The organism is Algoriphagus zhangzhouensis, from assembly GCF_900148515.1.
In the GTDB taxonomy this organism is placed as follows: Bacteria; Bacteroidota; Bacteroidia; order Cytophagales; family Cyclobacteriaceae; genus Algoriphagus; species Algoriphagus zhangzhouensis.
Genome location: NZ_FRXN01000007.1, coordinates 22706 through 33894 on the forward strand (window position 1 = coordinate 22706; position 11189 = coordinate 33894).

7 protein-coding genes are annotated in these 11189 nt (G+C 39.1%); 1 reads left to right on the top strand and 6 read right to left on the bottom strand.

Annotation, left to right across the window (positions count from 1 at the left end; translation table 11 throughout):
• Nucleotides 1–132 precede the first annotated feature (132 nt).
• The gene (gene rseP / locus BUF13_RS19530; protein WP_073573518.1) at nucleotides 133–1452 is read right to left on the bottom strand and encodes an RIP metalloprotease RseP; all 1320 of its coding nucleotides are present in this window, start codon (nucleotides 1450–1452) and stop codon (nucleotides 133–135) included.
• Nucleotides 1452–2618 carry a 1-deoxy-D-xylulose-5-phosphate reductoisomerase gene (locus BUF13_RS19535; protein ID WP_073573519.1) on the bottom strand — a complete coding sequence of 389 codons (1167 nt, stop codon included), beginning with the start codon at nucleotides 2616–2618 and terminating at the stop codon, nucleotides 1452–1454. The genes rseP and BUF13_RS19535 overlap by 1 nt, the downstream gene beginning before the upstream one ends.
• A gap of 208 nt (nucleotides 2619–2826) precedes the next feature.
• Here BUF13_RS19535 and BUF13_RS19540 point away from each other — a divergent pair, with 208 nt between their 5' ends.
• Nucleotides 2827–4275, top strand: coding sequence for a S1C family serine protease (locus BUF13_RS19540; RefSeq protein ID WP_073573520.1), 1449 nt, complete (start codon nucleotides 2827–2829; stop codon nucleotides 4273–4275).
• A gap of 8 nt (nucleotides 4276–4283) precedes the next feature.
• Here the strand turns inward: BUF13_RS19540 and BUF13_RS19545 are convergent, their stop codons facing one another.
• The 4 genes from BUF13_RS19545 to BUF13_RS19560 all read right to left on the bottom strand — a co-directional run bounded on the left by BUF13_RS19545 (nucleotide 4284) and on the right by BUF13_RS19560 (nucleotide 11178).
• On the bottom strand, nucleotides 4284–5870 hold the full coding sequence (locus BUF13_RS19545) for a hypothetical protein (protein ID WP_073573521.1): 1587 nt from the start codon (nucleotides 5868–5870) through the stop codon (nucleotides 4284–4286).
• Nucleotides 5852–6958, bottom strand: a complete 1107-nt coding sequence (locus tag BUF13_RS19550; protein WP_166669860.1) for a DUF4249 domain-containing protein — start codon at nucleotides 6956–6958, stop codon at nucleotides 5852–5854. The genes BUF13_RS19545 and BUF13_RS19550 overlap by 19 nt, the downstream gene beginning before the upstream one ends.
• A 2-nt stretch (nucleotides 6959–6960) precedes the next feature.
• A complete protein-coding gene (locus tag BUF13_RS19555) occupies nucleotides 6961–9651 on the bottom strand; it encodes a TonB-dependent receptor (protein ID WP_073573523.1) in 2691 nt (896 codons plus the stop codon).
• A 63-nt stretch (nucleotides 9652–9714) separates the two neighbouring features.
• Nucleotides 9715–11178, bottom strand: a complete 1464-nt coding sequence (locus tag BUF13_RS19560; protein ID WP_073573524.1) for a SusD/RagB family nutrient-binding outer membrane lipoprotein — start codon at nucleotides 11176–11178, stop codon at nucleotides 9715–9717.
• Nucleotides 11179–11189: the final 11 nt, after the last annotated feature.

Below are 11189 nucleotides of genomic sequence, written 5' to 3' on the forward strand. Positions count from 1 at the left end.
AGGAACCTTCAATGTACGAAGGTTCCCCGGTAAAGTTCAATGGCCATGCCAATCATAGAATGGGTCAGAATGGCAGAAAATAAAAAGGCCAGATTATAAAACCTGGCCTTTAGAAATATTTTCAATTACTGATCAACCACCAGTGAAGATTTTCAAAATGTCATTTCCTATAACAAATACCATCAGAACCAAAAGGATAGCCATACCAACCTTTTGAGCATTTTCCAAGAATTTGTCAGAAGGAGCTCTACCAGAAATCATTTCATACAATAGGAACATGACATGTCCACCATCCAAAGCTGGTATTGGAAGTAAATTCATGAAAGCAAGAATCATGGAAATCAAACCTGTGATACTCCAGAATTTAGTCCAATCCCAAGTATCTCCATAGATCTTAGCCATTCCGATTGGGCCACTGACATTTCTAGCAGAAACTTCACCGGTAAACATTTTACCCATCGCTCTGGCATTCAAAATCACCACACCAAAGGCTTTTTCAGTTCCTTTTTTCAAAGACTCTCCTACTCCGAAGCTTCTTCTTACTGGATCAATAAGTGGATTAGCAGCAATTCCAATTCTATTATCTTCAGAAACAGGAATAGACAAAGTATCAATTGCATTTTGGCTTTGAATAACAATCTCAGCGTCTTTGTTTTCATACCCGACTAAAGCAGACCTCATCTCATCAAAGTACTCGACTTTGTGGCCATTTACAGCCAAAATCTTGTCTCCTACTTTTACACCAGCTTTTTCTGCCTCACTCCCTTCATCTACAATCCCTACATCAAATGGATATCTAATGGAAACAAATTTGGTAAATGCCTCATCTGAATTGAATGAATTGATAAAGCCTTTTGGAATCTCAATTTTCAAGATTTCTCCACCTCGATCAACCGTATAATATCCATTCTCACTCAAAAGAACCTTTCCACTGGTCAAATCTCCCAATCCTTGATAAGGTTCTCCATTGACATCAATGATTTTATCTCCAGTTTTCAAACCTATAGATTCACCATATTCATAGGCTACGATTCCATTTTCGACGATTTGGTCTCTTGAATAATAAGTTTCCCCATTATTGTAAACCATGAAAAAGAAAATCACGATACCGGTAATGACATTGACAATGATACCTCCTAGCATCACAATCAATCTTTGCCAAGCTGGCTTAGAGCGGAATTCCCAAGGCTGAGGCTCCGCAGCCATTTGCTCTGTATCCATGGATTCATCAACCATCCCAGAGATTTTTACAAAACCTCCCAAAGGAATAGCTCCTATTGAATATTCAGTTTCACCCCACTGGAACCCAGCGATTTTCGGAGGAAAACCGATAGAAAACTTTTCTACTCTCATGCCAAACATCTTGGCAGTCAATAAGTGGCCCAGCTCATGAAGCCCCACAAGGATTGATAATCCCAGGAGCAATTGGCCCACCATAATTAATGTATCCATTATACTTTACGCTTTATTAGTTTCTCTGTAATTTCTCTTGCCTGACTGTCTGATTGCACATAATCTTCCAAAGAAGGATGTGAAATAAAAGTGGCCTGCTCCAAAGTTTCCCCAATCAAATCAGACATTTCCAAAAAGCCAATTTCTTCTTTTAAGAAAGCAGCAACGGCTATTTCATTGGCAGCATTAAGCACACAAGGAGCATTCCCTCCTTTTGCTAAAGCATCAAATGCAAGCTGTAAGTTCCTGAATGTTTTCAAATCAGGCTGCTCGAATGTCAAATTAGGATAATTAATGAAGTCAAATCGCTCAAAATCGCTCTTCAAACGATGGGGATAACTTAAAGCAAACTGAATGGGGATACGCATATCTGGCAAGCCAAGTTGTGCTTTCAGCGAACCATCCTCAAATTGTACCAACGAGTGAATAATACTTTGAGGGTGAACCACCACATCAATTTGCTCGGTTTTCAAACCGAAAAGCCACTTCGCTTCAATTACCTCAAGTCCTTTGTTCATAAGAGAAGCAGAATCGATTGTAATCTTTGCTCCCATTTCCCAATTGGGATGCTTCAAAGCCTGAGCTTTGGTTACAGTTTGCAAAAATTCTCTATCCTTTCCTCTAAATGGACCTCCGGAAGCAGTCAGAATGATTTTCTCAATAGGATTATGAAATTCTCCTACCAAGCATTGAAAAATCGCTGAATGCTCAGAATCGACCGGATAAATATTCACTCCGTACTCTTTGGCTAGCTGAGTGATAATTTCTCCAGCAACTACCATAGTTTCCTTGTTGGCCAGAGCTATTTGTTTTCCTGCTTTGATTGCATTGACTGTCGGTATTAAACCAGAGTATCCAACCAGTGCTGTCAAAACAACATCTATCCCTTCCATTTCCACGACTTGAGCCAATGCCTTTTGTCCAGCAAAGACTTTGATATCGTGAGGAATTAAGGCCTCTCTAACTTTGGAATAATTGGCTTCATTACCAATCACTACAGCATTTGGGTTAAACTCCAATGCCTGAGCAATCAGCAAGTCGCAGTTGTTTTGTGCTGTGAGAACTTCTACTTCAAAGTCCTGTGGATGCTGACGAATCACCTCCAGAGTTTGAGTACCAATACTTCCGGTGCTACCCAAGATGGCTACGCGCTTCGCTTCTGTCATTCAATTGTATTTATGAGGAAATAAAACCTTCTAATTAAAATGAAGGTTAGATTCATAGGCTGACAAAATTACAAGATGCCGAGACTTTTCCTTGTACAAATCGTCAGTTTTTCACTTTCGGAAAAATATTTGAGTGCTTTGCTTCTTAAAAGATGTGAATTTCAGCATCTAATCAATAAAAAGGACGTGAATTTGAAAAAGCTTACCTATGAAAAATTTTCTAAAAACAACTGGAATTTCATTTATAGCTGGATTGGCCGGTGCTGCTCTCTGGACTTCGATTGACAATTCAAATCCAGCAACCCCCATAATCCCATCAAATCAAGAAGAAAGTCAATTTGGACAATTCACTTCAAATTGGGTTTCTCCTCCAAGCAATTCCTATTCTACGAACCCTCCCATTTCCTTTGTAGAGGCTTCCGAAAATAGTACCGAATCTGTCGTTTTTATCAAAAACTTCTCAGGAAGTGACCCTAGGAGGTATAGTATGTTTGATTATTTCTTCGGTTCTGGTCCTACTCAACAAGTTAGCACTGGTTCAGGAGTAATCATCTCCCAAGATGGATATATCGTCACAAACAATCACGTGATTGATCGAGCGGAAACTATAGAGGTGGTACATAAAAAGAGAACCTATCAGGCGAGATTAATCGGTACTGACAAAAATACGGACATCGCAGTATTGAAAATCGAAGGCGAGAATCTTCCTGCCATCAAAAAAGGTTCTTCTAAAAACTTAAAAATCGGAGAATGGGTCATTGCTGTCGGTAATCCATTCAATTTGACATCAACCGTCACTGCAGGAATTGTTTCTGCCAAAGAAAGACAGATCAATATTCTGGGTGGTGATTTTCCGTTGGAAAGTTTTATCCAAACTGACGCTCCTATTAATCCAGGAAACTCCGGTGGAGCTTTGGTCAATGTCCAAGGCGAATTAGTAGGTATCAATACCGCTATATTATCAAGAACTGGATCTTATACAGGCTACGGGTTTGCAGTACCTGTAGATATAGCTATGAAAGTGGCCAACGATATGATTCAATACGGTGAGGTTCAAAAGGCCATACCGGGAATAGACGCGGTGGAAATTACCCCCGAATTAGCTGAGGAAATGAACATTCAAACATTGGATGGAGTAATCGTCACTCATGTAGTAAAAGGCGGTGCGGCTGATAAAGCTGGGCTTCAAAGGAACGATGTGATTACCCAACTTGGAAATCAGTCTATTTCAGGGATGGGTAGCTTTGAAGAAGCTCTTTCCTATTATTATCCAGGAGAAAATCTTCCCATAACTTATACACGAAATGGTCAGAGACAATCTGGCAATCTCCTACTTCAGAATTTGGAGGGTGGCACTGGAGTTCTCAAAAGAGAGTTTTACAGCTCAAAGCTTTTAGGAGCACAATTGGAGGCAGTAAATACGATTGAAAAAGATCGATTAGGAATCTCAAACGGAATAAAAATCACTGGTTTGACCAGAGGCTATTTACGTGACCTGGGATTAAGAGACGGTTTTATCATCACTCAAATTAACCGCGAACCGGCTCTGGACCCTAAATCAGTTGGAAAATATCTGGAAGAGTACAGTGGAAAGCTTCTGCTTGAAGGAGTTGCCTCCAATGGGCAACCCTTCATGCAAAGCTATAATATCCGATGAAACGGAAATCAATTTGAATTTGGCAAGGGCTGAACCCATTGAAAGGTTTGGCCCTTTTCATTTATTAAATCCCCCCAGATCACATAAGAATCTTTCACGTCAGAATAATTCCAAGCTCTCTGAATAGATTGATTTGGCTGAAGGAAAACACCGGGATTCCATAATAGAACAGGTCTCAAGTCAGGGGCATCAGTTTCTGCCTTTTCAAAACTTTTTACCAATGGATTGATCCCATGGAATTCAGGAAACCCATCATATAGTTCCTGAACAGGGTTTGCGTACTCTTCTTTCAACTGAACAGAAAGGACACCAAACCTTCCTAGTGTCCCAAACTGCTTCTGACTTCTAATGGAGTTATATACAGAAATGGATTCTATCTGATGAAATGGGATTTCAACCAAGTCCCCAATATTATAAAATGGAACACTGTTCAATAAAATCAGAGGGCTTTCTTCATATTTGAATCCAGCACTGGCTGGAGTCATTCGGATGGAATATTCTTTTTGGCTTCTACTAACAGACACTTTATTCACGATTCCAGATAGGGCTTCTCTTAACGTAGCGACTCCTTCATAATCATTTCCCTGATAAACAGCATCTGCAGTTTCCAATGAACCAGAAAAAGAATTTTCAACTTGATCTATATCACTTCTGTAAACCTGGTCAATAAATTTCCTCGACCTTTTATGATTTAGAATTGACCTTACATCTTCCGAGAAAGGTACTGTATTGTCAAAATTCTGAAATTGAACACTTTTCCATTCACTTTGATTCACTTGGATTTCACCCAATCTATTTCCCATCGGACCAAATTGGTAAACCCATATTTTACTATCACCTCGGTGGGTAACAAGCTTTCTCTCCATTTCAGCTTGATCTTCTAAATAATACTCCTCAGTCATACCCTGATCCACGAAGTATACCGAATATCTGGAATTGGAAACTCCAGAAATTGGTGTGAAGTCAATTTCGAATGGATTCAATTCACCCAAAGTCGAGCTCTTCACGACCCCTGATATAGGAAATCCTTCTAGACTTGGGTCAAATATTTTGAAAGCCAACAAGCCAGAGTTTTCAGAAGAATTCACAGTCACAATCGGAGTAGATTGATTGGATCCAACCTCCACTTTCAGAGGTGAATCAGGGTATTTGGCCTGATCCAATGCCAGCATATTATCGGCATTTTTGGGCACTATAGCTGATGTGAAAATCTTAGGACTATAGACATGGACTAATGCCTCTGTTTGAAATTCACTTCCTGGAATATGAGCTACTAGTTTATAATTTCCTGTAGCCAATTCACTTGGAAGAAAAAATGCCATCCCTTGATCATACTCTGCAGTGTTAAACCTTTCGATCGCCTCAGTTTTCCCTTCACTTGAAACCAAATAAAGGTTTACCAAAGCACCATTTCCCACCAATTCTCCTCTTTCATTCAAAGTGAGAACCTGAAGATTCACCAAGTCTCCACTTACAAATACAGAAGAAGAAACAACCAACTTTACTTGGCTAGAGTTTGCTTGAGAAAAGCCTACTATTGGGCTTAGAAACAAGCAAATAAAGAATAATCGAAGTTTTAAAATTCTTGCCACCATGTTGGTTTTTGATTAGTTACATCTGAAGCCCCTCTATAATCCAAACAATTGGCACAACCTGCCGGGGGAATGAAAGGAACACCAGGAATCGGTTCACAAGGATCCTGAAACACTAAAGTGTAGGGTAAATCCTGAGGATACAAAAACCATCTATAGGATGATTCATGCGCTACAAAGAAAAAGCCAGATACCTTTTCTTCTGCATCATTGACATTTCTAATATTGGTCACCAAAGTAAAGGGAGGTGGATCAAAAATCCCTCCACCACTTTGCTGTTGAGTGGCTAACTGATCCCAAAACTGATAGGCTTGTTCGGACAAACTGTATTGAGTAATATATGCCGAATATTCGTACTGAACTTGCTCATTATCATCCGTTTCCAGAAAGAAAAGATCATGATTATATCCACCTGAATTATCTTCCCATACATTGATTTGTTGATAATCATAAATATTGGTTGCGTAGCACCTTTTATTCGGATTACCATCCGGCAAAAGAGATGATTCAAAAACCCAACTTGGAATAATTTTCCAGCGGTACCTTAATGGCTCACTAGTCTCATTGTCTCCCAGTGGAACAGATAGCTGAACACCTCTTTGCTCTACTATTTGTGCTACACCATTGACATCAATACTTTTTAAAATCGTCTGGTGCTCTATGTCTATCTCTTCAATAGCAGGAGCCGGATACAATTGATCATCGATAGATTCATAAACCTCACCATTCGCCAACTCTACATGAACACGATAGTCTACATTTTCTTGAGCAGCAAAATCAACATCATCTATCAGGTATCTCTGTTCATCAATACTCCAGGAGTAACTATAAGTATCACCTTCAGAAGTCAACAAACTAACATCCGCATCAGAAATCACTTGATCAATTACATTGGTCACATCACTAGTCCATCTCAAAGCAACATAAAACCTCATGGCAGGAGCCGGATTGAGGCATTGCTCGGTATAGGAAACATTGGAAATAAATCCGTCTATCACAAGACGGGTCGCTTCACCCTCCACATCGAACTTGATAGGGTCTATGCAAGTCGTCAATAAGAACAAACTTGCTAAGGCAAAAATCCTTCTCATGTTCATAATTTGAAATTGTAAGAAATTGATGGGAAAGCACTTCCTAGGACTGATAGCTGAAAGGCATTTCCTCTTTGTGTGAAATAAACTGAGAATGGATTCCTTCTACTATAGACATTATATACTGAGAAAACCCATTCCCCATCGACTTTCTTATCCTTCTTTAATCCGCTTTTTAGGGTGAAGGCAAGATCCATTCTGTGATAATCCGGAACTCTATATTGATTCCTATCACTGTAATTCAAAATGGATAAAAAGTCCTCATACTGGAATTTGGAAACAGGTACAGTAATCGGTCTACCAGTTGAATATGCAAAATTCATATTCATGGAGAATCTTCTGCTGAACTTATAATTCATTACCACTGATACATCATGTGGCTTATCATAATTGGATGGGAAGAAGACTCCCTCATTGATAATTTCCTCATCAAAAGGAGACTCATTAAACTGCCTTAAGCTTCTCGAGTAGGTATATCCTAACCAGCCAGTCAGTTTTCCTCTATTTTTTCTCAACATAAATTCAACTCCATATGCTTTTCCTTTCCCCTGAACCAAGTCAGCGTCTAACGTCTCATTTAGCAAAATGGTGGCAGCATTTTTATAGTCAACCACATTTTGGATCCACTTATAATATCCTTCAACCGAGATTTCAAATAAGTTGTCATTCCAGTTTTTGAAAAGACCCAAAGTATATTGGTCTGAAATAGAAGGATCCAAATTATAGCCAGAAGACTTCCAATAGTTCACTGGTGAAATCGCAGCAGTATTGGATATCAAATGGATGTATTGATTTGTTCTGTAGTAACTAGCCTTGAAAGAGCTAGAAGGAGTGATCAACCATCTAAAAGAAACTCTAGGCTCTATCCCAAAATTGGTTTTGGCTACCTCACCATTTTGATAGGTTAAAGTATCAATGATAGAACTTGGAGACTTTGGTGAATTCGGGTCAAACTCATAATAAGTTCCTCCCAAAGTCAGGTAATTGGATACTCTAAGTCCATATACCAAAGACACTTTCGGAGAGATCGAAAATTCATCATTGAAATAAACCGCACTTTCTAATGCACTTTCCTGAGGGATATAGATTGCTTCAGCATTTGAATTCTGTACTCCAGGTTCAAATGTTCCATTATCAAAAGAATAATGGAGAGAACTGATTCCAAAATCCAATTTGTGAGCGGCCCCAATGCTGTAAGAGAAGTCAATTTTTCCCTGATAATTCTTTATTCCCGACGTATAATCAAATCCGAAGTTTTCCTGATTGTTTTCAATATTGCTTTTATAGTCACTTACCACAAAATTGGTTTGCATCAAAAAGTTAGAATTGAATCGATGGGACCATTTGGCTATTGCAGCCTTGGTTTTCCATACGTAAGCAGTATCAGAAGCAAATTCAAAATTATCATCACTCAAATATCCTGAAAAAGTCAAGACATTGTTTTCATCGATGGTATGATTGACTTTCAAATTCACATCATAAAATCCAGCTGCACTTTGATACAAATCTGGATCTTTCATTTGCTTCAGCATCCAATTAGGATATGAAGTTCTACCTGAAAGAATGAATGATGTTTTGTCTTTATTCAATGGTCCTTCCAAAGAAAGTCGAGAAGAAATCAATCCGATTCCACCAGCTACTTCATATTCTTTAGCATTTCCATTTCTCAAATTCACATTCAGAACAGAAGAAACTCGTCCACCATAATTTGCTGGACCGCCTCCTTTATACAATTCAACATCACGAATCATATCTGGGCTAAAAGCGCCAAAGAATCCAAATAAGTGAGAACTGTTATAAATAATTGCCTCGTCCATCATCAGTAAGTTTTGACCTGGGTCTCCTCCTCTTACATTAAATCCGGCCGTCCCTTCTCCTACAGAACTTACTCCTGGAAGAGAGATCAAACTTTTTACAGGATCAACTTCTCCCATGAATGTTGGTAGACTTTTGATCACAGCAATATCTAGAATTTCTCTCCCCGCAATTTTTTCAGATACGGTGATTTCCTGACTTCTAGCAGAAATGGTAACCTCCTCGAGTTTTAGGGTCTGATTAAAAAGTTCTACTTCCAATTCCCCTTCATTGATCACCTGAACAGGAATGGATTGAGCTTCATATCCAGCATACTGAGCCATCAATTTATATTTACCAGGCACCAATGGGAGTTCAAAATTCCCATCAATATCTGTGACGACACCTTGAGAACTATCCAAAACTTGGATACTTGCTCCTATCAAAGGCTCTCCTTCAGAGGCATCTTTTATTGAACCTTTAACCACAACCGGAAGGTTGGAGTTTTCGGGCTTTCCTGAACCAATGATTTTATATTGGTCAAGATTAATATCATTTTCTTCCCAAAATTCGTATTGGTAAGATTCGAGTCCTTCTTGATTGACGATGACAAATAGACCTTTGTACTCAATCAAGCTATACCCATATGTTTCTAATAAGTCATTGATTCCTATCAATGCGTCCTGACCTTTTTCCCCATTTAATAGGAAGGCCTCAATACCCCAGTCATCTTTATAAAAAAACTGGGCTCCTTTTTTAGATTCAAGATTTAGCAAAACCTCTGAGAGAGGTGTGTCTTTGTAATCCTGATCAAAAGTTATCTTTTCAATTCCTGTCTGACCAAAAATGATGGTAGTCTGAATAAAAAAGTAAAATAGTAGTGGTAGTAGTTTTCGCATAAGCGCTTTAACGAAAAAATGCCACCCACAAAGGTGGATGGCATTTTATGTTATTTCTATGGATTATTGATCCCACCAAACTTTGGTATCCAAATTATCTGCACCTTGACGAGCAACAACTGCATCGTAGTTAGTGGAGTTCAAGTTCACCTCGAACAATGGATAAGCTTGACGAACTGGGATTTCTTTGCTGTCGTTCAAAGCATCTTCAGCTGGAGTCAAAGTAGGGAATCCAGTTCTTCTCCAATCAGACCATGCTTCATAACCATTTAGGAAGTTTGCAATCCACTTTTGAGTCAAGATTTGCTCAATAGCTTTGCTGGAATCAAACATAACCCAAGAGTTAGTCACATAAGTAGCATAACCGTCAGCTACACCATACTGATCAAGAGAAGCTTCAATACCTTGGTAGTAAAGATCCTCAACATCACCTGAAATCCAACCCAATTGAGCTGCCTCTGCCATAGAGAACAACACTTGAGCAGAAGTATAAATGAATACAGGAGAATCTTGCTCTCTCATATCTGGTCCGATGAAAGAAACATCAGAGTTAGAGATAGCACCAGCTCTTGCTTCAGAGATACCATAAGGCATACCTACATATTCACCACCATTTTCAGTTGGCTCTGCATACACAGGTACTCGAGGATCCATAGCAACGTTCAATACACCGCCGTTGTCGATAGTCTGCATTCTGTCCATCAAAGTGTTAGACACACAGTGATCACGACGAGTCAAGAATCTAGCGTACCAAGCATTCTGATAAGCAGCTTCTGGTAGGTGAGCGTAATAAATGTTCTCACTATTATCCAAAGCAATTACTCCATCAGATACTGCAGAAGCAAATTCAGAAGCACCTGTAGTAGGATCTACTTCAGACATTCTCAAAGCCATCACCATTCTGATGGTGTTAGCAAACTTTTTCCACATCATCATGTCTCCACCGAAAAGGATATCACCCTCAACAGGAGCTGTTGTAGAAAGATTAGACTGAGCAGTCTTCAATGTAGACAAGATACCTGCATAAACATCAGATTGAGCATCGAATTCAGGCTGACGAATATCTTCAGCAATATCCAAAGACTGAGAATAAGGAATATCACCCCATCTGTCAGTAATAGTCATGAAATAATATGACTGCAAAATCTGAGCAACTGCGATCTGGTTAGCATTAGAACCATATAGAGAAGCCTCTACTTTGGTGTCTTCATCAGAGTTGATCAAGATGATTTGCTCCAAATCCATCAATGGACCACTGTAATACCCACCATAACTAAAGATAATAGTTTGGTAGTTATCAGAACTGGTATATTGAGAACTCGCAATTTGCTGTACATATTGAGCTCCTTGAGTAGCATTAATAGTACCTGGAAGGCTATTGATTGCATTAGTCAATAGAGATGAGGTAATAGCCTTCGTCGTCTGGTTAGGGTTCACATTGGTATCACCAAAATCTCCCAAATCACAGGAAGTAACGCCTACGGCAAGTAATCCTATGAATAAATATTTTGAAATTGATTTTTTCATTTTTCTGTTTT